Origin of the sequence: Ralstonia pickettii (assembly GCF_001699815.1) — a bacterium.
Classification (GTDB): Bacteria; Pseudomonadota; Gammaproteobacteria; order Burkholderiales; family Burkholderiaceae; genus Ralstonia; species Ralstonia thomasii.
Window position 1 is genome coordinate 135,996 of the sequence record NZ_MCGB01000061.1, and the last position, 22,931, is coordinate 158,926.

Genomic DNA, 22,931 nt, shown 5'->3' on the forward strand with positions numbered 1-22,931 from the left:
GCGGGAGGGGCGCAATTCGCTGCTGCCGAAACGCCTGTCGCAAACGTGGCGAACGGCCTTCAGGCCAGCCTTAAGCCAGAAGCGAGCGCAGCATCCACGCGGTCTTTTCGTGAATGTCCATGCGTTGCGTCAGCAGATCGGCGGTCGGTTCGTCGGCGGCCTTGTCGACGTCGGGGAACAGGCTGCGCGCGGTACGCGTCACGGCTTCGTGGCCCGCCACCAGCTCGCGCACCATGTCCATCGCCTCGGGAATGCCCTTCGATTCCGGAATCGACGACAGCTTGGCGAACTCCGAATACGAGCCCGGCGCGGGATAACCCAGCGCGCGGATGCGCTCGGCCACCGGGTCGACGGCATTCCACAGTTCGTTGTACTGCGTCTCGAACATCAGGTGCAGCGTGTTGAACATCGGGCCGGTGACGTTCCAGTGGAAGTAATGCGTCTTCAGGTAGAGCGAGTAGGTATCGGCCAGCAGGCGCGACAGGCCGTCGGCGATCTTCTTGCGATCCTTGTCAGCAATGCCGATGTTGATCTGGGCTGCGGCAGTCGCGCCGCTGTTCTTCTTTGCCATCTGGATTCCCCTATGAAGTGGTGTGCAAAAACGCGATGCCGTCCGCTGGATTCAGCGTCGGGCCGCGCGTGCTTCCAGCCTTCTTTCGGTTGCCCCTCGCGCAGCAAGTTCCAATCGTCGCATCGTCCTGTGACGAAACGCAAAGCGGATGGCAACCGAGCATCAGGCCGGTCATCAGACCATGAGCTGCACCATACCGTGCAGGAACACGATCATAGCGCCGGCAGCCACGATGGTTAGACCGACCTGCTTGCGCACCCACTTGCGTTGCAGGCGGGCGGATTCTGCGGCGCGCGTGCCGTGGCCGCCGGCCGCACTGCCCGGCATGCCCGACAGCGTCAGCACCTCGACCTGCGAGGCGCGCACTGTGCCCGCAAACCCCTGCCATTCCGAAACAAACATCCGCACCATTGCCATGCCTTTTCTCCTCGCGACCCTGCACGTTCCTGGCGCCTACACCAAACGCGCAGGCAACTTCATGCATCCGTCAGGTCAGTGCGATTCACCATAGCTAGCGAGCCATGCCAGCACGGTCGTAACGGTGTTCGAGGCAAGCGGCAGGGACATGTCGGGCTCCACGGTGATTTAGGGAATGAGCGATGCGCTCAACATGGAAGACAGTCTATTCAAATACTATCGAAACGTATATTTGATTGTTTTTATCTATCAATTAGGCGTGCGCTATAGCCGTCATGAGGTGACGGTTGTCCGCGTAGCGAAGATAATTAGAAAATAGCGAAGTAGATTAGAAAATATCGAAGTTTGGATTGGGTGCTACCCAGCGAGAAGCCGCACTACAGAGCCATTCCCCTCACTTTTTCGGCTCTACGAAATGATGCGCCGCACCATTTGATGCGCAGCGCATCCGCCCATCACGTCGTCCGACCACAACGTTCGCGGCTGCGAACCAAGTCCAGTACTTCGCCGGATAGCCTCAGCCTACCTGGTGTTGTATGGTTCAAGAACGTGGTTACACGAGCCGCATCACACCTTTCATACCTCCATGGCTGCCAAAGACACCTGCCGTCACCAATCGACCCCAGCGGTCGATGTCGGCAGCCGCGCGTTCGCTCCGTCAGAGCGAACTCACTCGCGAATAGCTGACTGACCTCGGGCTTCTTCGGCTCCCGGCGTTGCCGGGTTCGATGGCTGCGGCTGCAAGCCATTGATTCGCGTATGGAGAATCATCATGTCTGCTCCCCGGCAACCTTCGGAGCACCCACCTGGATTTGTTCCTTTAGGGGATCTGTCCGAGCAGCGTAGTGCGGCGGCATGGCATCTGCTCATCCCCTCGAACACGCACACCGTCCTTGAGGCTGCCCGACAAGCCAAACTGGACCTTGCGGTGATAAAAGAAGATGAGCATGAATCCTCATCTGCTGGACCGGCTGTGGCGACGCCGGCAGAAGTGGTTCCCGCTCCTCGCCGTGCTCGGCCCCGGCATATTCAGGTTTTTGGGCCTGAAGCGCTGGCGCTCGCCAACGAGCACATGCAAGGTGCAGACCGCAGCCAGCGGCGGTGCGCCGAGACATTGTTGGAGCGAGCCGGGAGCAATGAGGGCTACCGCGCACTACCTCGTGTTCGATCTGCCCTGAAGAAGCTCGAAACGGCGCGGAGCGTGTTCGGCAACCTGAGTGAGCCGATTGAGAAGCTCAGGATTGATCTCACGTTGAACAGTGCGATGCGGACAAAGGATTTCCGGATTCGGCCGATCCTGCTGACAGGACCACCAGGCATTGGAAAAACGCACTTTGCGCTGAAGTTGGCAGAGCTTCTGAATGTGCCAATGCGGAAGTGGTCCGCTGGAAGTGCCCAGGCAAGCTTCCAACTGACGGGCGGCGATAGCGCCTGGCACAGCGCTCGACCTGGGATGGTTATTGAGATGCTCGCCCGTGGCAGCTCGGCGACGCCTGTGCTCATCTTGGACGAAGTGGACAAGATTGGTAGCGATGTCCGCTACCCGGTAACTCCTGTACTGCTGGATCTACTTGAGTCCGAGACAGCAAGCACATTCCAAGACATGTTCTTGCATATGGCGTTTGACGCCAGTCGGATCATCTACGTCCTGACGGCCAATGATCTCAACGCTGTGCCTTCCCCGCTATTGAGCCGCGTAGAGGTGTTTGACATCCCGGCACCTGAGCCCGAGCAGCGGTTGCTGCTTGTTTTGGCGGAGGTGCAGCGGCTGCAGCGTGCCACCGGCAAGCGCATTGAGTTGGACGCCAGCGCGGCAGAAGCCTTGGCAGGACGGAGCGACCTAGATCTGCGCGCAACACATCGTTTGGTCCAGGATGCTTTTGCGACTGCGATGGCATCAGGAAAGCACGTCGCCGCGCCCAAGATGCCGCGGCGCGCCGGGCGGCAGGCGATCGGCTTCGTGGCAGACCGACAATCTGGTGAGCGGGCCTAGGGGCAATGAATCACCATGCCCGCGACCTACGCTATTGCAATCGCCCTGTGGAGAGACGCGCTGCCGCGAAGGCGTGGACGGAGTAATCTGGGGGGCAGGACAAATGGAGCAAGCCATGCCGGCAGACAAATTCGGCCGATTCATGACCAGCGATACATTTTTGACGCGCGCGGACGCGGCAGTTGCCGCGGCAGTACGCCGCCTCGAAAAGCAAGGCATCGTACCGGCTTACATCCGACGCCAACCAGAGCCGCAGGCAAAATCTGAAGCGGCCCCAAGCGACATCCCTCCTGATGTGAGCCAGGACGTCACGAGTAAGCATGAATCTCCTGGTTCTAAGTGACCTGCACCTCGAATTCACTACCCTCGACATCGACACGACGGGCGCTGATGTCATCGTGCTTGCTGGTGACATTCATATAGGCAAGCGAGGAATGCCTTGGATTGAAGCCCAGAGTCGTGGCCTGCCGGTCATCTATGTGCCTGGCAACCACGAGTTCTACAAAGGCGAGCACAGCAGAGTGCTGCGAGATCTGCGGGCGGCATGCGCGGCAACGTCGAACGTTCATCTCCTCGACATGGATAGATTCGTGATCGGGGACGTAGAGTTCCTAGGTGCCACGCTCTGGACAGACTTCGCTTTGTACGGGGGTACAGAAGAAAACGTGCGTACCGCCGAAGGCTACGCTGGTCGAGGCATGTCCGACTTCACCGGGGCCATTCGTTTTGAATCGCACGGGGTGTTCAGAAAGTTGCAACCGCGGGATACGACACGGATGCACCACGTCGCGCGCGACTGGCTCCGCACGGAACTAATGTCCCCTTCACAGCACAGGCGGGTGGTCGTTACCCATCACGCCCCTTCGGCCAAGAGTGTCTCGTCGCGCTATCAAGATGATCCGCTGACGTCTGCATATGCCAGCCGCATGGATGATGTGGTCCAACTGGCCGATCTATGGATTCATGGCCATATGCACGACAGCTTCGACTACAGCGTCGGCGCATGTCGCGTTATATGCAATCCACGGGGATATGCACCGAAAGGACACCCAGCGGAAAATCAGGCCTTCAGTACTGGATTAGTGCTTGAGATATAGCCCCGTAACCCATCGTTGGGGAATCACACCGATTGGTAGGCACTCTTGCGGCGCCGCACATTACCTCGGGCGATGAGGCTACACGCGTGAAAGTCGCATGCTGAGACACGGCACTAGCGTTGCTTTTCCCATGCTTGACTTCCGCGCGCACCTCTGGCCAAATAGCGCCCCATGACCAGTAACGTGCGCCGAACTCCGTCCAATCTCATTGAAGGGGCATTCCATGCCCCTTCAGGCGCAGTCATATGGCTTGAATCTAGGAAACAACAGCTTGCCGCAGATATTGTTTCAGCCCACGCCGCCTGCACCAACGCTCTGACGTTCGGCAACAAGGACTTTGTCCGAGGATTGCATGTTGCTGCCCGCGGGCTTGGGGAGCGAATTGGATACAGTGGCAAGCTTGCGGCATTGTTCGAGCGCCACCGTCACTGGTTCAAAAACGGCCAGAACATCGATGTTCATGCAATAAAGCCCGCGCTCCGACTGGTGCAAACGACAGAGGAAGAGCAGCTGTGGACGTTGGCTCGTGCGTGCTGGTCCATGCCGTACTCGAAAGGATACGGCCGCAGGTTACGCTTCCTTGTAGTGGACGAAACCCATGGCGGCCTGATTGGTATCCTGGGACTGCAATCCCCTCCGGCAGACCTTGCCTGCCGAGACACACTATTCGAGTTTCCCGCTGGTCGGAAACTCGAGCTGGTCAACCAAACGATGGACGCCTACACCATCGGCGCGATCCCGCCTTATAGCTTCCTGCTAGGAGGCAAGCTTTGCGCGGGACTACTCGCAGCGGACGCAATCCGGGAGGCGTACTGGCTAAGATACGCGGCGAAGCGCACGACAATGCAACGCCAACAAATCCAGCAGCCGCTCGTAGCGATTACAACGACCAGCGCGTTTGGCAAGAGCGCGCAGTACAACCGCCTGCGATACGATAGCCGTCTGCTGGCGGAGCCGATTGGTTACACGAAGGGATTCGGGATGCTCCATTTGGAGCATCTCTACGATCGCATGTGCGATTTGCTGGTAGCCCATGGACAGCTGACACCCAACGGATATGGAAACGGCCCCAAGGTTCGCTGGCAAAACGTTACCAAAGCGCTGATGTTGCTTGGGTTACCGCTGGACCTACTTGCACATGGCGTGCAACGTGAAGTCTATCTATTCAACCTAGTCAGCGACCTCCACTCTGGCATGGCAGGCGGTTCTTTCGGAGCCCCCCAAAGACTATCTGTGGATGAGTACTCGGATTACTGGAAGCAACGATGGGCAGTACCTCGATCCCACCGCTACCCAGATTGGCGCGAAGTCGATGCACAAAATCTAGTGCGCGAGAAGGTCCAAGAATGGGACCTTCTCACAGCGCAAAAAAAACAGCGCTAACAACTTGGACGTCTTTCACGTGACGTCTCAATTTTCGTTTCCAATTCCAGCTCGCCGATCTGTTGAAGTCGGCCAAGAACCCCTGCCAAGTCTTCGAAGTGCAATCGCCACAGCGTCCCAACGCCACTGGAGTACTTGCCAGCGTTGAACTGCTTTGGGCGCGCCCGCAGAACTGTGACCTCGTTACGCACCTGCAGCGCAAGTGCGACGCCAACCGCCTGCAGTTTCGATCCCATGTGAATGAGCCAGACGTTCGATCCCGCGCTTTGATCAATCTGGCTGACCAGAGTGCCCAATGTCTGGCGATAGTCTCGCGTACTGCAAGTATGGTGGTTGCGCTCACATAGTGACGGAGCGGTCGTATCAGAAGGCTCCTTACCTACCATTACTGCCAGCTGACGATTTACGATTCGACGCTGCAGATCCAATCGCCACCTCATGGAAGACGCGGGTGGCTCACCAAGGATCCAGAAGATGGATGACACTGGCGACACAAGTGGCTGATCGCTGATGTGAGCAAGGCAGCGCACCAACCGAGATGTGCGTAACGAGGGCAGCGCGATAACTCGATCAGGGCGATTCTCTGCGTTCAAACCAGGATACAGCTCGTTGACGTCCACATCGGAGACACCTTGCTCGGCAAACGAGCTGTCGTCACCATCCGACAAGGCTTCTTGGACCAACTCCTCGAGCCTCGATTCATATTCGAAGCGCGGAGGAGCATATTCCTCTGGCTCTGCGTAGACGATGTCGAGTACGAGTCGCGGTGCCTGTGGAATGAGCGTTGCAAGAACGGACAGGATCAACGTACTTGATGCGCCGCTAATATCGAAAGCGACGCGAACTTTCTGTCGGCTTTGCCGAAGCTCCTGCAGCGCAGCTTGCACGGCGCATTGCACCTCATGCGGACTTTCGGCGCTGAAGGTGCGAATTTCGGAACAAAAACGCGACAGAGCCCCGCGGATGGCATCCCCATTACCCTCGTTGTCCTGAGTATTGATGTCGTAGCAACCTAGCAAGGCAATAGCCGCCCCACCCTGAGGTAAGCGCTCAGCGAACAATTGGGGGATAGCGGAAGCTCGATCCTCAAAACCAAGGGCACTAATTAGCAGATCGGGAGAAACCTCATCTCCATCCCACGGTTCAACTTCGGGAAGAGACACCTGTACATCGTCAAAGCAAATTCGTTTGACGAAAGCCTGCTTGTCAGTCATCTGTATCCTCGAACAATTCCCCACTGAACCGATCCGCGCCGCTCTTGGTGGCATACGACATCCTTGCTCGATCCGCAAAACGCTCCGGAGCCGTCAGGAATGTTTGCAGCTCCTCAATGTCGCGCACCCCTAGATAACTATCACGCTTGAGCGAAAGTCCGAATGCTGGATTGAATATTCGCCGCAACTCCCAACGCATAGTTTGCTTTGAAAGCCCCTCCTTGGCGCGACTGTCTTGTAGCTCAATAAAGATCGCTCGCCGGAGAAGCTCGCGCGCGAGAGATCCTAGCTCTGGGTCAAGATCACGTAACAAGGCAATCGTCGATCTCGGTTCATCCTTGGTCATCTCCAGACGGTAAAGTCGATACGGCTCCTTCGCAGAGTTCAGTCGCCCCTTAACCATCACGTCACGGACGGCCGCTCCGTACTGTCCAAGAATCTTGGCCATTAGCGCTCCGAATGGATGCAAACCATCCACGCGCTCCTTGAACGCCTTTGAGATAGAAACGATCGCCTCGTGTTGAGCAGCCTTGGTAATGGGTGCCGTGGTATCGCGCTGCACGCTTCCCTTGACGAACATCTCACGAACGATCTGTAAAACCGTGGCGGTATCGCCACTCCATAGCCGCCCAAGAGCGTGCAACCCATGATAGTAGTAGCGACGCCCCTGAGTACTGCCATGCTCGCGAATATAGCTGGCAAGCTGAACATCATCAGCATATGGTTCCGAAGATCCAATAAGCTTCTCTGCCCGCCCCGCCCAACCAGCTCTGCTCAGCCGTCGATCAATCAGGTTCGTCACAAACCGTTTCGCAGCATGATCATCGACGTCCGCCAAAGCTCGGCTACCTGCGTCGATAGTGGTGAACTCGCGCGTCTCCTCTAGTGTGACCCCATCGATATCGCCCGGATCAAAACCGAACTTCTCGCAGGAAATCTTGAAGTAGTGAGTTGGAACGCGCTCAAAAATTATCTTATTAAGTATTCGTTGAATTTCTTCCTGCACTCGGTTTGACGAGTAGTCATCCAACAGGAATACCACTTGATGCCTCTTGAAGTAAGGGAAGACAGATCCCAACTTTCCAGTTAGATCAGCAAGGAACGTATCCGGAAGATGATCGTTCCATTCGCCATCTCGAAGCAAAGTTCCATGGAGCTGAACCCGTAAGGCATCAAGGTCATCTGCGAAATGAAGGATGCGACTGCGATTGGTCAGTCTTGCCGATTCAACGGGACGACTGAAGTACGACGAGATAAGTGCAACGATATTATCGAAACCAGCTTCATCTAGTCGAAAAGCGCGGTTCGCCACTGAATCGGCATAGGCCATACCAAGAGATTTTAGAAGCTCACGAGCAACTATCAATTGGAAGTAAGTTGCAATCTCATGCGCCCTCTGCTCAGCGCGCCCCTCCTTGCGAGCCAACCAGCTAAGGTTGTTTTGAAGATGTGCAGCGCAACTGATATATACCCCAAAAGAGTCAAAAGGGCTTGCACGTCCGCGTTCCGCATTCTGAGCACGTAAGCCCAAATGTGTTCTTACTGCAAGATAGCGGAATATCATTGACTTACCGCACCCGCGTGGACCAGTGAGCACGATAGGTTTACGCTCCTGGATGTCCTGCATCCACGGCAATGTTTCAACGAAAAGCTCCAGCAGCGTCGCGTCGTCGGCTAAATGCTCGGCCGAAATGGCCTCAAACGGCTGGAACTTTGACTCATCAATCTCCACCTCTTCGAGTTCACGCTGAAGAACTTGCAACTCCTGGGCAATTTGGTTCTCAATCGGAAAATGCCTCGCCTGGTCCTCATCCACCAACTTTTCGATGAACTGCAGGAACCGGCGCATGAAGTGAGGGTGACTGGAGGCGACACGACGGTTCCGATGTAGACCGTTGTAAAGCTCCACCAATATCTGAACAAAACAGATTTTGTCGTCTCGGCTCTTGCTTGTAGTCTGATTGGATGGTTTTAGACTACCCAAATCGATAATTGATACTTCCAATCGATGCTCGTCATCAGCGAGCAGAGCCAATTCCGCTGGCACCTGAGAAATCATGACGTTGCCCACGTGCAGATCGTCATGTTTCAACTCAACCCGCTTGAGGTAGGTGATAGCTCGAAGCACCTGCATTGCTACACTGCAGACAAAATCGATCTCGAGCGAGTCCTCTTGGAGATACTGCTCCAAGGTCCTCCCCGTAACCCAGGGGGCTATAAAGCAAACAAAGTCTTCTTCGGCATCCGGCATACCCGGCGGCGGCGCAGAAAGGCCGACTGACATCGGGCAAACAAAGAGCGATTTAGCTGGACGAAGTTTGGATGTATACAGCAGCTCTTGCTCGAGCCGTGGCTGCTTGTAGTCGCCGGGGACTGCAAGCTTGGCAGCAAACTCCTCATGGGTCGCCGGGTCGCGAACCCTCAAGACGAACCCCTTCCACCCGCGGCGTTTGTGCAAACCGTGCACACGCCCCTCCGCATCTCGATCCAGAACTTCATAGGTATGCGTTGACTGGCCATCGAGTGCTCGTACCGTCAACGTGGCAGGAATAATGGGAGCGCCATCTATCCAGTTGCGCTGTGCCTCACTAAGTGCGTCCATTGTTTTGTTGCCTATGATCTGCGCTACGTCGACCATCGCCGAAGTTGCAATCGCCATCCCCACTACCGTACGGCCGGCACACGTAGGCCTGACCTGCACGATATCCCCTCGACCATTTCTCAGAACCCTAAGATTCTTGGCTGAGGAGTGTACCCTCAGACGGTTAGATAGCTCAGTGATCTAGCCCCCCCCAATTAGAGGGATATTTAATCTCATACATCACTGGATTGGCGCAGATACCTCCCATACTGGGCTCCAAGAAAATTTGGCAACCACAATTAAAATACTCTTACACCTGATATAGATATCTCGGAATTCGCCTCCCTTCGGGCGAGGGGTGCGGCAAGCGAATTCGCCGCCGTTAAATGTACGTTGGGCATCGCGGCAACCCACGAACGGCCCGCGTGCATTTTCGATTCGTACCCGCAAATCAGATTGACTTATGAATACGTTGTTCGCAAAAACCTTTGGTGGCCTCTCTCGTGCTTACTACTTCCGCCATTTCCTGTTTGGCGTGATTTTTCCCGCGTTCATATTCCTCTTCGCGAGCAACGCCGGAAAACCGCTCCCCTACCAGATGGTTCTGTTCGCCCTCATCAGCACCGTGCTCTATCCATATGCCCGGTTCGTGTACGAAGGCGTGATGAACTTCATTCTCGGCAACAACGTCTTCTTCGTGAACGCAATCGTGATGCTGTTCGCCAAGTTCAGCACGATGCTGATCTGTTGGGCTTTCGCGATCTTCATTGCGCCGATCGGACTGGTGTATCTGTACCTCCGTCATAGCCGGGCGTAAGCAACAGCCAGAAATTCGTCATCGGCGCTCGGCCGCGGCCAGGTAGATCCCCGTGCCGGGCGACGCTTTGACGATCAGATCAGGATCACATGTTCCGCATAAACGCGTTTCCAAAAAGGGAAGGCCGTTGGCGCGTGGATTGGTTCGGCCCCATCGCCTTCCCCGATCGCATGGTGCGACGGCGCCATCCGTCCGTTCTGGTCTCCTTGTCCAAGGACAAGTGCCCTGAAGGCAGCAGTCGCTTATCGCTTCTCTCGCTCCGCGAAACCGAAAGGCAGCAGACCCGATGCTGGGTTTCAGTCGGAACCACAATGCTCCTGCGTATCGGCGACGTGTGGCGCGAACAGAGCTTGGAATCCCGTGCCGCTGACGAAGAACTGCATTGCGAGAACCTGGAGATCAGCCAGGACACCTGCGAGCTAGTAAAAGCTGGATCGAGCTTCGAAGACGGCAGTTTCATGCTGCCGCTCCATGAGCATGCTGGACATCGCGAGAACACGCACTCCTATTGCGTTCGAGTCACCTTGCCAGACGGGAAGCTCCTTGTCGTGCCCTGCATGGAGTTGATCCGTTTCTACTTCGGCTCGTCCAGTGAGCTCCTCAACAGGCTGTTCCACCCCCAACTCGATAGAGGGCATCTTTACACGGGGACGCCGGCAATAGATCGGCACAACCGGATGACGCTTCAACTTGCCGACCGTATTCCGCGCGCAAGCGCCGAGGACGTCGCAAGAATCGCCGGCAGTCGGCTGGCATGGCGCGCGGCCAAAATGATTGGAGCCTCCTGCGTACGCGCCGCTCAGGCTCGCCAAGAGGTTTACCCGCAGACCCTATTTCCGTTCGAAGGAACGACAACACTGCGAGCCGCTGGGAAGTGGCTGTCGCGAGGCAATGATCCCAAAGGAACGTTCCTCGTCTATCAACTCCTGAGTTGCTCGCACCCGTTCCCCTTCAAGTCACTGCGGTTCCATGTGACGGGTGGAAAGAAAGCTCACACTACCGGAATGGTGCCCGATACCCCGCCACAGGAAGCACCGCCCACAGCCCGGAAAGCCAAGGAACCCGCCCAAGTCAGCCTGGAGGAGCATGACCCTTCGTCGCAGCTTGCTCCGGCTACGATGCCCGTGCGCGGCAATCGGCGATTCACCGACCTGGAAAACAAATACGTCTTCGCCGACCGAACAATAGCCGGACAAAAGCCTCGCGCTAGTGCCTCGTCCGGCGAACCGATCAACGAGCACGCGATCGGCGAACCGGGCTCCACAAAGCGCATCCGCGAAACACAGATCGTCGACGATGACAGCGAGATTCCAGACCCGCCGGCATTCCTCGAACACGCTGTCAAAGCGCTATCCACGCTGAATGATGCTTCCGTGCGAGTCCTGACGGCGAGCCGCGACGATGGCTGGACCGTCCCGATGCCACTGATCTCAGACGAGGACGGTGTGCTGAACGAGCACCTCTTGATGCCTGAAGACAATCACCGGCTCAAGCGTGTAGCTGCCTTTGCTGTTTCCTCAAAGGAAGCATCCACGTTGCTCATGGTTCACGAAGCCAACCCGCCTATATCGTTTGCGGTTCCCTTGAAAAACCAGAGCGATGAAGCGATACAACGTGCAGTCCAGGCCGCGACGGGAGCATTCATCTCAGTACAGGACGGTGGCGACCATCGTGTGATGGCGTTGGAACACACGCAGGCCAGTACTCCCGACGAACTGCGCTCCTGGATCTCAATGCAGCTATACCACGCAGCCATCGCGTATCTGCGGTGAGCTGCTCATCGCAATTGGAAGCTCAGCGGGCAAGTCTCGACGCGCGTGAAGAGACGCCTCGCGCCGATACCCAGCCAAGATATCCTTAACAAAATGGTGGTGCAACGGAGCAGTGGGCTTGACAGGCTGCGCGTGCGCCTCGGGATCGTGCTGAAGCAGCCAAAGGGACCACAGCAATACTGCATGCCGAGCCAGTACAGATTGCAGTTCCAGCGCCGGCTTTCTGGTGCGCACAATCTCCAAGTCGGAGTAACCGAAGCGACAGGCTAGACAGTCACAGAGACGCGGCTTGACCTTGCACGACAACATCGTCACGGCCATAGCGTGCAAACGATCCAACAGGTCTCGCGGGCCCGCGGCGCCCAACGAAGAGAGATCGCGCGTCAGTTGCTGCAGCTCGGAAAGGAGACCACTGCCTCGATCATCTACGTTGGGCGCCTCCGCCATCCGAAGATCGAAGTCGCAGTTGTGGCAATGGCAAATGCCATCGATCTCCGCGTGACACAAGTTTGTATCGACGCGCTGAACAAACAAGCTCGCGCCACAACGGGGGCACCTATCGAGCAACAAACGCTGGTGCCGCTCACAGAATGTTTGCAGTGCGACTCGCCAGCAGCGGCGGAAGTACGGTCTTGGATCAGTCCTTAGACAGTACGGGCAAAACTGAAGACCTGGGCCAAGCCGGGCGCTTCGCGGCAGCTTGATCGAGATCACCCACGGAAGAATTCCACCAACGTGGAACTCTGGATACAGCGTCCCTTCATAGAACCGCAGCGTCGTCTGACGAACTGCCTCCAACGGAGTCCCCGTGTGCAGTGCCAGCGACTCCAGAAGCCATTGTGGGCTGCGCCGGTCGATGTCCACTGTCAACACGCGTGCGTCAGCTCCGAGTGCCAGATTGCAGAATGACGTCAAACTCATTCCGTGGCCATGCGCCAATCGAACAACCCAGCTCGACAGCAACTCGCCCGGTATCGGTTTATACCGAATCGGCCAGAGCAGCACGTTGGCGCATGACCAGGTTTTCACAGCCTTCGCCTGTAGGTCTTGCGCTTGGAGGGCGGCACCCAGTCCAATGCTTCGAGCTGCTTTTCGGTAATCGCTTCCTCGCCGGAACGGATAGCGTCAACCGCCGCCGTTTTCACGAGATCGAAGATGTCACCGAGAGTGGACTCGCTCTTCATATAGATCGCCTGCATCATCTCGGGGTAGTGCAGCCCTGATGGCTTGCGCAGCGGCGTCCGGCGCTCCAGCGTCTTCAGCAACGTCCCTAGCTGCCGGCCGGGCGTCCAACTGGGCATCTCGATCGGAACGAATCGACTCGACATCTGCGGATCGGCATTGAACGCGTTGTATGCCTCTTCGATCCCTGAGGCGACGATACTGACCTTCGCCTCATTGCTCAGGCTCTTGAGTGCGTTGCGAAACTCGCGTTGCTTGGTCAGGCCACCGGCAATTAGATGGTGGATCTCGTCGATGATGAGGATGCGCACATCCATCTCGCCAAAGAGGCGTTTGACCTGCGAGTACTTTTCATAGACTGGGGCCGTCGGCTTATATGGCGTCATCAGACTATCCATGATTCGACTGTAGAAGTCGGATAGGTCGGGCTTGGGTGGTGCGTCGACCATCACCACCGGACACCGTGTTGCCTCGTGCTCGGGATCCACGTCGGGAAGATGTTGATCGCGGAATCGCTCAAGAATGGATGTCTTGCCGCTATATGACGGACCAACAATCAGGTAACTCGGCATCCGCGTTACCTTTGGATAGTCGAGCAGATCCTCCAGCTTCTGGAGCGTGGTCGTCGCATGGTCGAGCTGTAGCCACGTGCCCTCCTGAATCTTCCGAATCCGATCCTTGGTTGGCAGGTCCAGGTACTCCTGTGCCTTTGGACTGAGGTGGCCATACTCAACCGTCGTGCTATTCATCGTCGCTCAGTGCCTGAATATCGTCTGGGTCGTACCCACGGACTGCCGGCGCAAGCCTGGACGGCTCGATCTTCGAGGCCCGTGGCAGGTCTTTAGATTTTTGCGCGCGAGCTTTGTCCTGCTGTTTGCGCTGCTGCTCAGCACGACGTGCCGCCTTGCTTTTTTCAGCGGCAGCTTCTTCGAGTTCGCGCTGCCGCGCGATCAGCGCAAACAAGTCCCGTTCGCTGTATTCCTTCATGCCCGCAGCCTTCGCTGCATTGTTGGCTGCACGTATCTCCCAGATGCTTGCCGGCGGCAAGCTCGAATCTCGATAGGGAATCGCCTGATACCGTTTGAGATCGGTATCGAAGAAGTACAACACGCTCATGTCGCGTGGGTCATAGCGGAACCGGAACTTCTTACCTCGCTTCGGATTGTCAGGATCGCGTTCCCCAATCCACGGTCTCAAGACATCGTGGAAGTAGTGGATGTTGTCGTTGACAACTCCATCTCCTCGGATCGCTCGCTCCTCGAATGGCATGAAGTCGATGCGGACCTTCTCGGGATCGGCGACTATCGGTGGGATTCCACGGCCCATCTTTCCCCGTGTGCCGAGAATGCCTTCGGTCCATTTGGTCAGCGGCGTCGTGCCAATGCCCGCGTGAACGTCTCGATGATATCGAGCGAACATCAGGACAAGCCATTTCTCCAGCTCATCGATAGTCATGCAGGCATTGCCCTCGGCGTCGTACTCTCCTTTCTGCTGGGGATTCGCGAACGTTGCCCCTTTGAGCTCTTTCAACTCCTCCGATACGGTGCCCATGAGCCGCTCGATGTGCGCACCGTAGCGAGGCTGCTTTACCGGCCGGAGGTGAATATCGATGTGGTACTCCCTCGCAGCGACGGCCAGCATCTTGCCTCTGAATTCCTTGGCGTTGTCCATATGGAGTACGTCTATGGGGCCGCGGAAGGGCCACTCAATATCTCCGCACCCCAGCCGCGCCATCCATTCCCCCTTATCCAACATGGCGTGCGAGATGCACATGCCCGCGGACATCGCTGAAGGTGGATCCAGAGACAAGTACATGCCCAAACATGCGCGGCTGAAAACATCGATTGCCAAAGTGATCCAGGCCCGTCCGATCGACTTGCGGTGCTTGTCGTCCACGATGATGACGGGCAACAGAGTGTGATCGACCTGCACCATGGCAAGAGGCCACTCAGCATCCGGAATGGATCCCTTATTCACGCTAAATCGTTGCTCAGCGGCGCGGCGCCCCTCACGACGCTTGAGCGCTTCTTGTTCATCCAACCAACTTAGATGCCGGTGTATCGTCGACTCGGCCGGAAGAGGCTCAAGCTCCGCGACATAGCACAGGCGGCGAATTTCCCTGGCCGCCTTCGCTACGGACGGCTTTTGCATGGTCAGATAGTGCTCTTGAACGTAGTTGTCCAAGATCAGCTTCACTTCTGGCGCGAGGCGACTGCGCCCGCGGCCACCGCTCTTGCGCGTCGGTATTAGCGAAGACAGCTGTTCAGACGCAAGGTAGGTCCGCAGCCAGTTGTAGAGCGTCGCGATACTCACGTCTGCGTCGGCTGCCACAGCGACGTAGTCTGCTTTCTTTCGATTCCGCCGAAGAGCGAGCAGAGGACTAATGATGTCTAGGCGGCTTTGCGCCTCTTCCCAGTCGTCATCCGATACGTCTTCGAGGTCGATCTGGCCTTGGGGCTCGGGCGAGCCATCACTGCCTCTGAACGGAGGCTTGAGCGACCCTATGTTCAAAATGACAATCGCTCCCGACGCGTCCTCGCGTGCGAGAACCTGGTCCAAGGCGGCGTAGCGGAGAATTGTGTATGCGCGCCCATCGTGACTGTAGCTGCTGCCCTTCTTAATCGGCAGAAGAGTCGGCGTCTTTCCTAACGACTTGCTTGCCATGGCTAGCTCGGTAGAAATAGCTGCGTGCTATCCGTCAACGGAATCTGCAAGTCCGCTTGGATTTCGCCGTGAGCAACAAGATGCCAAAGCACGGGAATCAGGCCTGCGCGCATCTCTAAGGTGTCCGCCAAACTACCAAGTAGTGTCTCGGGGGTCGTTGGACTGTCCAGCCGGCGCATCGCAGCAAGCAAGCGCTCCACTGCGACCGGGTCCGCGGGCGTATGGCGATACCGATGCAGAAACTTCAGGTTTTGAACGTGCTGCGTCCGGATGTCGATCTCTGTTCGGGTAACGAAGACCCAGCCTCTCTCTTCGGCGACGACAGTTGCCGCTGCAAACTTCTCGCGATACGTCTCGGCGTGTCGATCAAGGTATTCCCGCTTCTTGATTTCCACCAATTCTGGAGACCGCTGATTGCCCGACGGAGAACAGCGGTAGGTCACCAGCAGATCTGGAACATAAACTCGGCCGCGAGACAGTGCAATTTTGACCGGCTGACATTCGTACGATTCCACTTGGGGATCCGAGTCCAGCAGGAGCATGTACTCCTTCTCCAGAATCGACTCGAATTCAATGACCTCATCCGCCAGCGGGGAGGGATGACGTCCAGTGACAAAGAGGTAGTTCTTAGGGATCCGGCGCACCGGCATAAAGCGCTCCACAAAGCACACATCCGTGGATTCTTGCTTTCCCCACCCTGACTTGTCGACCCTCCATCGCGAGGGGGCTCAATGCACTGAGCGCGTTTCAGTCTAGGTCGCTGAGAGCAACTTATGTAGTGCACACACGGGGCCCTCCTGACTATCGATCGGGGGTGTAACGCACCGCGTTACCGATGGCGTTGCGGGCCGGCGGCAAGAAATCCCGCTCGCGTCACGCAGTCGGACGTTTTCGCCGTCATATATGCAGAGGGCTACGTCCTTTGGTTCGGTGCAAATGTTGCTCCCTTGGCAGCCGAACTCAATGTAGTATACCCCCCTATAGTATATTTAATGAGGTGATCGATGAGCCACACCATCCGTGAGAAGCAGAAGCTACTCAACCGCGTTCGCCGGATTCGGGGCCAGCTGGATGCCATTGAGCGCGCACTGGAGGAGGAGCAAGGGTGCGCCCCCGTGCTCCAGCAGATCACGAGTTGCCGCGGCGCCATGAATGGCCTGCTGGCCGTCGTGCTGGAAGATCACATACGCACCCACCTGACCGAGGTGGATGACGAACATGAACACGCCGAAGGCAGCGCCAAGGAGCAGCTGATCGAGGTCGTGCACAGCTATTTCAAATGAGCCAGCCATGAGCAATTTCTACGACACGCCGTTCGGTATCGGTCATGACCACGTGTTCCTGGGCGCAGGGCACGAGAAAAACGAGCGCAAGACATGGGCCGTGATCGTGCTGTGCACGCTGATGATGGCCGCTGAGATCATCGGCGGCAGCATGTTTGGCTCGCTGGCCCTGGTGGCCGATGGGCTGCATATGTCGACGCACGCAGGCGCCATGCTGATCGCGGCGCTGGCCTACACATATGCGCGGCGCCACGCGAACGACTCACGCTTCGTGTTCGGTACAGGCAAGCTCGGCGACCTGGCCGGCTTCACCAGCGCCATCATCCTGGCGATGATCGCGCTGCTGATCGGCTACGAGGCTGTGGTGCGATTCCTCTCGCCGGTGCCGATCCACTTTAGTGAGGCGATCCCGATTGCGGTGGTCGGCCTGCTGGTGAACATCGCCAGTGCCTGGCTGCTGAGCGGTGGCGACCACGATGGCCACAGCCATGGCCACAGTCATCACCATGGTCATGCCCACGGACACGATCACGGCCCAGCCGGACTTGGCGACAAACATGCACACGGCAAGGAAGTGCAGCACATCAACGCGCCAGCAGGGGTGTTCGCGCTGTCGATCTTTGAAGACGACGTACCGCCAGTTTTCCGCTTGGCTGGAGAAACCATCCCGCTGCCCAGCGACGTGGCGACGGTGACCACCATCCGGCCGGACGGCAGCCGCCAGGAATTCCTGATGGTCCGCAAGGCGAACTACCTAGAATCCACCACAGAGATTCCGGAGCCGCATGCCTTTACTGCCGTGCTCGGCATCGGCGGCCAGGAATACAGCGTGGCCTTCGAAGAGCATGAGCACGATCACGCCGATGGACACGGGGCGCACCATCGCGACCACAACATGCGCGCGGCCTATGTGCACGTCTTGGCCGACGCCGCCATCTCTGTCCTGGCCATCATCGGGCTGTTGCTGGCCAAAACCTTCGGCTGGCTCTGGATGGACCCGCTTGCAGGTATCGTCGGTGCGCTGGTCATCGCCAACTGGGCGTACGGACTGATGCGCGACACGGGTGGCATCCTGGTCGACATGACACCAGACAAGCAAATCGGCGGCCGCATCAAGACTGCACTGGAAACCGATGGCGACGCGCTGCTCGATCTGCACGTCTGGCGCATCGGCCCTGGGCACCTGGGCGTGGTGGTCTCGGTCGGCACACGCCAGGCGCATCGCGGGCCGCAGTTTTATCACGAACGGCTGCGGCGATTCCAAGCGCTGTCACACGTTACGATCGAGGTTCATTCGTTACCGACCAAATAACCTGACGTCCGACCTGGACATATCCTCCGGACGATTAGAACGGGGGCGGTACCCCGCCATGTGGGTGCCGCATTCGCCCAACCAAAACAAGAAAACATTGTCGCGGCCTGACCGCGGACGCTCTCCCGGCCATGTACCACCCATCTAGATTTGCCCGCATTTGCGCGGCAGCGTTCGCTCTTGCTGCGCTCGTCTCCAGCCCATCACATGCGCATGGCATTGCTGGCAACCGCTTCTTTCCGGGAACGCTGAATTTCGACGACCCCGCTGTTGCTGACGAATTTTCCATCACCGCCGGCGCTGTGCAGCACCCTGACAACAGCCGCAACGTCACGGATCGCGGCGCGACAGTCTCATTCGCGCGGTTGCTGACACCTGAGGTCTCGATCGGCTTTGACAGCGGCTTCATCCGGCGCGACTGGGACAGTGCACGCCAGCCAGGCGCAACCGGTTCCGACCTGATTCTCAAATCCCGGCTCTACGAAGACGATCTGAACGAGACGCTTGTTGCCGCCTCGCTGATCTATGGGCTGCCCCAGACCGGCGCCAGACGACTCGGCGCCAGCACGTCAGCGACCATTGCCCCCAGCCTGTATGTAGGTCAGGGGTTGGGTGCCTTGCCTGAGGCGTGGTCTTGGCTTCGGCCGTTGGGCATCACCGCTGGCGTCAGCGTGGCCGTGCCGACCAGCAAAACATCGGACAACTTGAGCTACGACCCGATGACGCGACAGTTCAACCCTGTGAGGACAGCCAACGTCACCACGGTGCATTGGGGGTTCGCATTGGAGTACAGCACGCTCTATTTGACGGATCGGTTTGTACCAGGCGTGCTCCCCAAAGAGGAGCCGCTCCATCAATGGGTCCCGTTGGTCGAATTCGCATTCGACTCACCACGGGGCCAGCGTACGCGTGGCACCGTCAACCCAGGCTTCGCTTATGTCAAGGATACGTGGCAGGTGGCAGCGGAACTGGTCCTCCCCTTGACCCACGGATCAACGCGCGGTGTCGGCGCGAACGTTCAGGTGTTGTTCTTTCTGGACGATTTCCTGCCGGCGCTGTTCGGAAGGCCGATGCTGACTCACTAACGAATTGTCTTAGCGTGCATGTTCAAAATGGTCGATAGGGACTTAGATTCGCCCCTTGCCAATTGCATCTGGCATGAAGCACTCGGTTCGATGCAAATGGCTTTCTGACCCCGAGGCAATCTGATCCGGCTTGTGGCTGAAAACGCCGCTTTCCTAGATCAGGGATCCCGGTATTGCACTTGTGCCCACCAGTGCACCAGCGAATGCGAACGCCTCTCATGCGGATTCTTTTCTGCGGCTGCCGGTTATTCCCCAAACGGTCAATTCTCAACCTATGATCGCGGACAAATCCAGGCGCTCGCCCTCAAGGTGACCGGTCCTCGACCATCAGACAAACCAGACCATGCAACAGCCAACCGAGATCGATTTCGACAGCGAGACACCGGCCATCAAGCGCGCGGCGAAACGCAGCACTCTCGTGAGCGTGGGTGTCAATTTGGCCCTAACGGCCGCGCAACTGGTTGCTGGCGTTCTTGCCCATTCACAAGCGTTGATAGCCGACGCAATTCACTCGCTTTCCGACCTGGTTTCGGATTTCGTCGTCCTCTTTGCCGGACACCATAGCCAGAAGGAACCGGACGCAGAACATCACTATGGTCACCTTCGGTTCGAGACAGCGGCATCCCTGGTTTTGGGCTTGCTGCTACTTGGCGTAGGCATCGGGATGCTTTGGAGTGCGGTGACAAAGCTGGAGCATCCGGAATCAATTTCACATGTGAAGTTGATTGGCTTGTGGGTCGCACTTGGCGCACTGGTGAGCAAAGAGCTGTTGTTCCGGTACATGCTGGCCGTCGCCGAGCGCGTGCGCTCCAGCATGCTGATAGCGAACGCCTGGCATGCTCGCTCCGACGCAGCCTCCTCGTTGGTGGTCGCACTCGGCATCATCGGCAATTTGCTTGGATTTCACCTGCTCGACCCGGTAGCCGCACTCATTGTGGGGCTGATGGTATCCAGAATGGGGTGGCAGTTTGGCTCGAATGCTCTGCACGATCTCATGGACAGAGCCGTCGATGAAGAGACAGCGACCGAAATTCGGCAAGTAATGCTCGGCACGCCAGGCGTGCTTGGCGTTCATGACGTTCGGACACGCAAGATGGGCGACATGATCCTGGTGGACGCGCACTTGGAGATCGAAAGCACCGCAACCGTGAAGGTCGGTCACGACATCGCGCTGGAAGCAAGGCGACGCGTCATGGAAAGACATGATGTTCTCAATGTCATGACCCACGTCGATCCCGTAGACAGGCTCACAGCCGGTACAAGCTAGCCGTTCAGTCGCGGTAAGAACACGTTGAATCTTGAGCCTTTGCCTTCTTCGCTGGTCACAGTGATCGTTCCTCGGTGCAGTTCCACGACCAGCTTCACCAAGTAAAGCCCGACACCTGCTCCAACCGTCCCTGCAACGTTGCCGCCGCGCACGTAGCGCTCGAACAAGCGCTCGATATCGCGCTCTGGTATGCCCAGGCCCCGGTCTTCCACAGTTACCGACACACCGTCGGCATCGCTGCGCATACGCACACTGACCGGTGCGCCTGGCGGCGAATACTTAACGGCGTTGCCGACAAGATTGCTGAAGGCCTGGAATAAGAGCCGGGCATCGCCGAAGAATGTGTTCGGCTCATCCGTCTCTATGCACACCTCGATCCGAGCGCTCGGCGTGCCTTCCAAGTGCATTTCGCAAACCTCGTGCAGAAGCGCTGCAAGCGGGAAATCGGTGCGCCGCATCGCTGCTGGCGTCGTGGAATCCAGCCACTGCGAAGAGTCGAGCAAGTGATCCATCAGGTGCGTCATGCGCTGCACGGCCGCCCGGATTTTCCCGCAGCGTTCTTCGAGCGCCTCGGGCTGCAACGCATCACGCGTGCGTATCAACCGCTGGGCCTGGCCGTCAATCACGCCCAGTGGCGTACGGAATTCATGCGACGCCATTGAGATGAAATTGCGTTGGAGTTCGGCCATGCGGCGCTCTTTGTCAAGCGTCTCCTGCAATACGGCCGCCTGGGCGGTCAGTACATCTTTGCTGCGCCCCAGTTCGATTGTGTTTTCTCGAAAACGCGCCACGGCTTGCGCGATGTCGCCAATCTCGTCGTGGCGGTCCAAGCCTGGGATGTCGATCTGGGTATCGTTGTTGGCAACGCGGTGCATGCGATCCACTAGCACGGCAATCGGGCGCGACACGGCAAAGACAAGGTAGATCACGGCCAGCACGACCAGACATGCCGCCACAACGATCGCCCCAACGATGAGTTGCCGCGCATCGTGGTAGGCCTGCGCCTCTCGCTCGGTTTCTGCCGTGGCGCCAGCGACACTGCGTTCGGTCATCACGCCCAAGGTGTCGTTGGCCAAGTCGAATGCGTGTTTGGAATCCGCGTGATAGAGCCGCGCAGCACCCGCTACGTCGCCTGCCTTGGCAGAAATCATCAGCCGTCGCGCAAGCTCGCGATACGTGTTCCATTGGGTGACAAACTGGCTGTAAAGCTCGTGCTCGGCGCTGTCGTGTTCGATCTTGTCGTAGCGGGCCTGGGACGTGGCAATCGCTTTGTCGAGCATGGCGACCTGTTCGTCGGCGGCTCGCAGGTCAGCGCGTGATGAGGCGATCAGAAAATCGCCTTCGGCCGCGCGATAATCCGAGATGTAGTTGTTGAGGTCGCCCAGAATCCGGCTGTTCTGTAGCCAGCGCCCGCTGATCTGCGCAGATACGCTGTGGAAGCTCGCCAGTTGGTCGATACTGAAAGCGCCGACGCCGACCACCAGCAGTAAAAAGATCACGAACACCAGCGTCAGCCGGACCCGGATGGGACGCAGGATCAACGGCGATGCGATTCCAAAGCGCCGCCCGTCTGGCGCGGCTGTGACCGTTTTTGGCGATTGCATAGGTAATGTCCTGCGCAGTTTTTCTTGACGACGTCATGAGCGGAGCATCAGTCACCATACCACCAGCTGAAATCCCCATGAAGCCAGCCAACCCCAAGATCCTCTGCATTGAAGACGACGTTGAAACCGCCGAGTTGATCACCGAAGAACTGGCCGAACACGGCTACACCGTGATCACGGCGAACGATGGTGAGTCCGGGCTGGCGATGCTCCTGCGCGAAGCCCCCGATCTGGTGCTGTGCGACGTAGGCATGCCGGGCATGACCGGGTTCGAGTTGCTGGAGCAATTGCGCACGCTCGCGCCACGTTATGCTGAAATTCCGTTCGTCTTTTTGACGGCGATGGCGCAACGCGACTCTGAACTGCGTGGGCGTCGCCTGGGTGCTGATGACTATGTGACCAAACCGGTCGACTTCGAAATCCTGATGAGCATTGTGCAGACCCGGCTCGCCAGACGGCCGCGCACGCATACCGCACATCCGCCCGTACAACTGAGCGAGCGTGAGGTCGAGGTGCTAGCATGGTCTGCGCGCGGCAAGACATCGGGTGAGATCGCCACGATTCTTGGGCTCTCCAAGCGCACGGTCGATTTCCATATGGACAATGCGCGCGAAAAGCTGGGCGTCGCCACGCGCATCGAAGCCGTGGTCAGGGCTTCCAGCTCGGGCATTATCAAACCATAGGGGCCG

General features: G+C 57.8%; 20 protein-coding genes. 11 read left to right on the forward strand and 9 right to left on the reverse strand.

Annotation, left to right across the window (positions count from 1 at the left end; genetic code table 11):
- Positions 1–70: 70 nt before the first annotated feature.
- Both BEK68_RS11360 and BEK68_RS11365 read right to left on the reverse strand, forming a co-directional pair.
- Positions 71–571, reverse strand: coding sequence for a Dps family protein (locus tag BEK68_RS11360; RefSeq protein ID WP_004631595.1), 501 nt, complete (start codon positions 569–571; stop codon positions 71–73).
- A 174-nt stretch (positions 572–745) separates the two neighbouring features.
- Entirely contained in the window at positions 746–988 is a 243-nt protein-coding gene (locus BEK68_RS11365) for a hypothetical protein (RefSeq protein WP_012436376.1), read from the reverse strand.
- Positions 989–1,760: 772 nt separating this feature from the next.
- Between BEK68_RS11365 and BEK68_RS11370 the strand changes: the two genes are divergently transcribed.
- From BEK68_RS11370 to BEK68_RS11380, 4 genes are all read left to right on the forward strand, one after another.
- Positions 1,761–2,981, forward strand: coding sequence for an AAA family ATPase (locus tag BEK68_RS11370; protein WP_012435751.1), 1,221 nt, complete (start codon positions 1,761–1,763; stop codon positions 2,979–2,981).
- Positions 2,982–3,096: 115 nt separating this feature from the next.
- Entirely contained in the window at positions 3,097–3,324 is a 228-nt protein-coding gene (locus BEK68_RS24835) for a hypothetical protein (RefSeq protein WP_012435750.1), read from the forward strand.
- Positions 3,302–4,078 carry a metallophosphoesterase gene (locus BEK68_RS11375; RefSeq protein WP_012435749.1) on the forward strand — a complete coding sequence of 259 codons (777 nt, stop codon included), beginning with the start codon at positions 3,302–3,304 and terminating at the stop codon, positions 4,076–4,078. The genes BEK68_RS24835 and BEK68_RS11375 overlap by 23 nt, the downstream gene beginning before the upstream one ends.
- 171 nt (positions 4,079–4,249) lie before the next feature.
- A complete protein-coding gene (locus BEK68_RS11380) occupies positions 4,250–5,461 on the forward strand; it encodes a Druantia anti-phage system protein DruA (protein ID WP_012435748.1) in 1,212 nt (403 codons plus the stop codon).
- Here BEK68_RS11380 and BEK68_RS11385 read toward each other — a convergent pair.
- Positions 5,458–6,675, reverse strand: coding sequence for a hypothetical protein (locus BEK68_RS11385; protein WP_012435747.1), 1,218 nt, complete (start codon positions 6,673–6,675; stop codon positions 5,458–5,460). The two genes, BEK68_RS11380 and BEK68_RS11385, sit on opposite strands and share 4 nt — an antisense overlap.
- Positions 6,668–9,334: a protein kinase gene (locus tag BEK68_RS11390; RefSeq protein ID WP_139111351.1), complete on the reverse strand. Its 2,667-nt coding sequence runs from the start codon at positions 9,332–9,334 to the stop codon at positions 6,668–6,670. Before BEK68_RS11390 ends, BEK68_RS11385 begins: the two co-directional genes overlap by 8 nt.
- 385 nt (positions 9,335–9,719) lie before the next feature.
- Between BEK68_RS11390 and BEK68_RS11395 the strand changes: the two genes are divergently transcribed.
- Positions 9,720–10,073, forward strand: coding sequence for a hypothetical protein (locus BEK68_RS11395; protein WP_012435745.1), 354 nt, complete (start codon positions 9,720–9,722; stop codon positions 10,071–10,073).
- A gap of 311 nt (positions 10,074–10,384) precedes the next feature.
- Positions 10,385–11,845, forward strand: coding sequence for a hypothetical protein (locus tag BEK68_RS11400; RefSeq protein ID WP_021197849.1), 1,461 nt, complete (start codon positions 10,385–10,387; stop codon positions 11,843–11,845).
- On the opposite strand, the gene BEK68_RS24840 is transcribed toward BEK68_RS11400, so the two are convergent.
- The 4 genes from BEK68_RS24840 to BEK68_RS11415 are packed head-to-tail and all read right to left on the reverse strand — an operon-like array spanning position 11,813 to position 16,341.
- On the reverse strand, positions 11,813–12,874 hold the full coding sequence (locus tag BEK68_RS24840; RefSeq protein ID WP_012435743.1) for a TniQ family protein: 1,062 nt from the start codon (positions 12,872–12,874) through the stop codon (positions 11,813–11,815). The genes BEK68_RS11400 and BEK68_RS24840 overlap by 33 nt on opposite strands.
- Positions 12,871–13,776 (reverse strand): TniB family NTP-binding protein, encoded by a 906-nt coding sequence (locus BEK68_RS11405; RefSeq protein WP_012435742.1) that lies wholly within the window; start codon positions 13,774–13,776, stop codon positions 12,871–12,873. Before BEK68_RS11405 ends, BEK68_RS24840 begins: the two co-directional genes overlap by 4 nt.
- Positions 13,769–15,691: a Mu transposase C-terminal domain-containing protein gene (locus BEK68_RS11410; protein ID WP_012435741.1), complete on the reverse strand. Its 1,923-nt coding sequence runs from the start codon at positions 15,689–15,691 to the stop codon at positions 13,769–13,771. Before BEK68_RS11410 ends, BEK68_RS11405 begins: the two co-directional genes overlap by 8 nt.
- Positions 15,692–15,693: 2 nt before the next feature.
- Entirely contained in the window at positions 15,694–16,341 is a 648-nt protein-coding gene (locus BEK68_RS11415; protein ID WP_012435740.1) for a heteromeric transposase endonuclease subunit TnsA, read from the reverse strand.
- Positions 16,342–16,695: 354 nt separating this feature from the next.
- Here BEK68_RS11415 and BEK68_RS11420 point away from each other — a divergent pair, with 354 nt between their 5' ends.
- From BEK68_RS11420 to BEK68_RS11435, 4 genes are all read left to right on the forward strand, one after another.
- Positions 16,696–16,974: a metal/formaldehyde-sensitive transcriptional repressor gene (locus BEK68_RS11420; protein ID WP_012435739.1), complete on the forward strand. Its 279-nt coding sequence runs from the start codon at positions 16,696–16,698 to the stop codon at positions 16,972–16,974.
- A 7-nt stretch (positions 16,975–16,981) separates the two neighbouring features.
- Positions 16,982–18,286, forward strand: coding sequence for a CDF family Co(II)/Ni(II) efflux transporter DmeF (gene dmeF / locus BEK68_RS11425; protein WP_012435738.1), 1,305 nt, complete (start codon positions 16,982–16,984; stop codon positions 18,284–18,286).
- A 131-nt stretch (positions 18,287–18,417) separates the two neighbouring features.
- Positions 18,418–19,371 (forward strand): hypothetical protein, encoded by a 954-nt coding sequence (locus BEK68_RS11430; protein WP_012435737.1) that lies wholly within the window; start codon positions 18,418–18,420, stop codon positions 19,369–19,371.
- A gap of 343 nt (positions 19,372–19,714) precedes the next feature.
- Complete coding sequence (locus tag BEK68_RS11435) at positions 19,715–20,638, forward strand: cation diffusion facilitator family transporter (RefSeq protein WP_012435736.1); 924 nt, start codon at positions 19,715–19,717, stop codon at positions 20,636–20,638.
- Here the strand turns inward: BEK68_RS11435 and BEK68_RS11440 are convergent.
- Positions 20,635–22,242 carry a sensor histidine kinase gene (locus tag BEK68_RS11440; RefSeq protein ID WP_012435735.1) on the reverse strand — a complete coding sequence of 536 codons (1,608 nt, stop codon included), beginning with the start codon at positions 22,240–22,242 and terminating at the stop codon, positions 20,635–20,637. The two genes, BEK68_RS11435 and BEK68_RS11440, sit on opposite strands and share 4 nt — an antisense overlap.
- A 77-nt stretch (positions 22,243–22,319) precedes the next feature.
- Between BEK68_RS11440 and BEK68_RS11445 the strand changes: the two genes are divergently transcribed.
- Entirely contained in the window at positions 22,320–22,925 is a 606-nt protein-coding gene (locus tag BEK68_RS11445) for a response regulator transcription factor (RefSeq protein WP_012435734.1), read from the forward strand.
- Positions 22,926–22,931 lie beyond the last annotated feature (6 nt).

Bases quoted from the DNA above. Each gene is read 5' to 3' on its own strand.
- BEK68_RS11415 (WP_012435740.1), bottom strand. From the start codon at position 16,341: ATGCCGGTGCGCCGGATCCCTAAGAACTACCTCTTTGTCACTGGACGT.
- BEK68_RS11435 (WP_012435736.1), top strand. From the start codon at position 19,715: ATGCAACAGCCAACCGAGATCGATTTCGACAGCGAGACACCGGCCATC.
- BEK68_RS11385 (WP_012435747.1), bottom strand. From the start codon at position 6,675: ATGACTGACAAGCAGGCTTTCGTCAAACGAATTTGCTTTGACGATGTA.
- BEK68_RS11370 (WP_012435751.1), top strand. From the start codon at position 1,761: ATGTCTGCTCCCCGGCAACCTTCGGAGCACCCACCTGGATTTGTTCCT.
- BEK68_RS11430 (WP_012435737.1), top strand. From the start codon at position 18,418: ATGTACCACCCATCTAGATTTGCCCGCATTTGCGCGGCAGCGTTCGCT.
- dmeF (WP_012435738.1), top strand. From the start codon at position 16,982: ATGAGCAATTTCTACGACACGCCGTTCGGTATCGGTCATGACCACGTG.
- BEK68_RS11375 (WP_012435749.1), top strand. From the start codon at position 3,302: ATGAATCTCCTGGTTCTAAGTGACCTGCACCTCGAATTCACTACCCTC.
- BEK68_RS11410 (WP_012435741.1), bottom strand. From the start codon at position 15,691: ATGGCAAGCAAGTCGTTAGGAAAGACGCCGACTCTTCTGCCGATTAAG.
- BEK68_RS11405 (WP_012435742.1), bottom strand. From the start codon at position 13,776: ATGAATAGCACGACGGTTGAGTATGGCCACCTCAGTCCAAAGGCACAG.
- BEK68_RS11395 (WP_012435745.1), top strand. From the start codon at position 9,720: ATGAATACGTTGTTCGCAAAAACCTTTGGTGGCCTCTCTCGTGCTTAC.
- BEK68_RS11365 (WP_012436376.1), bottom strand. From the start codon at position 988: ATGGCAATGGTGCGGATGTTTGTTTCGGAATGGCAGGGGTTTGCGGGC.
- BEK68_RS11390 (WP_139111351.1), bottom strand. From the start codon at position 9,334: ATGGCGATTGCAACTTCGGCGATGGTCGACGTAGCGCAGATCATAGGC.
- BEK68_RS11420 (WP_012435739.1), top strand. From the start codon at position 16,696: ATGAGCCACACCATCCGTGAGAAGCAGAAGCTACTCAACCGCGTTCGC.
- BEK68_RS11440 (WP_012435735.1), bottom strand. From the start codon at position 22,242: ATGCAATCGCCAAAAACGGTCACAGCCGCGCCAGACGGGCGGCGCTTT.
- BEK68_RS11360 (WP_004631595.1), bottom strand. From the start codon at position 571: ATGGCAAAGAAGAACAGCGGCGCGACTGCCGCAGCCCAGATCAACATC.
- BEK68_RS24835 (WP_012435750.1), top strand. From the start codon at position 3,097: ATGCCGGCAGACAAATTCGGCCGATTCATGACCAGCGATACATTTTTG.
- BEK68_RS11445 (WP_012435734.1), top strand. From the start codon at position 22,320: ATGAAGCCAGCCAACCCCAAGATCCTCTGCATTGAAGACGACGTTGAA.
- BEK68_RS11380 (WP_012435748.1), top strand. From the start codon at position 4,250: ATGACCAGTAACGTGCGCCGAACTCCGTCCAATCTCATTGAAGGGGCA.
- BEK68_RS11400 (WP_021197849.1), top strand. From the start codon at position 10,385: ATGCTCCTGCGTATCGGCGACGTGTGGCGCGAACAGAGCTTGGAATCC.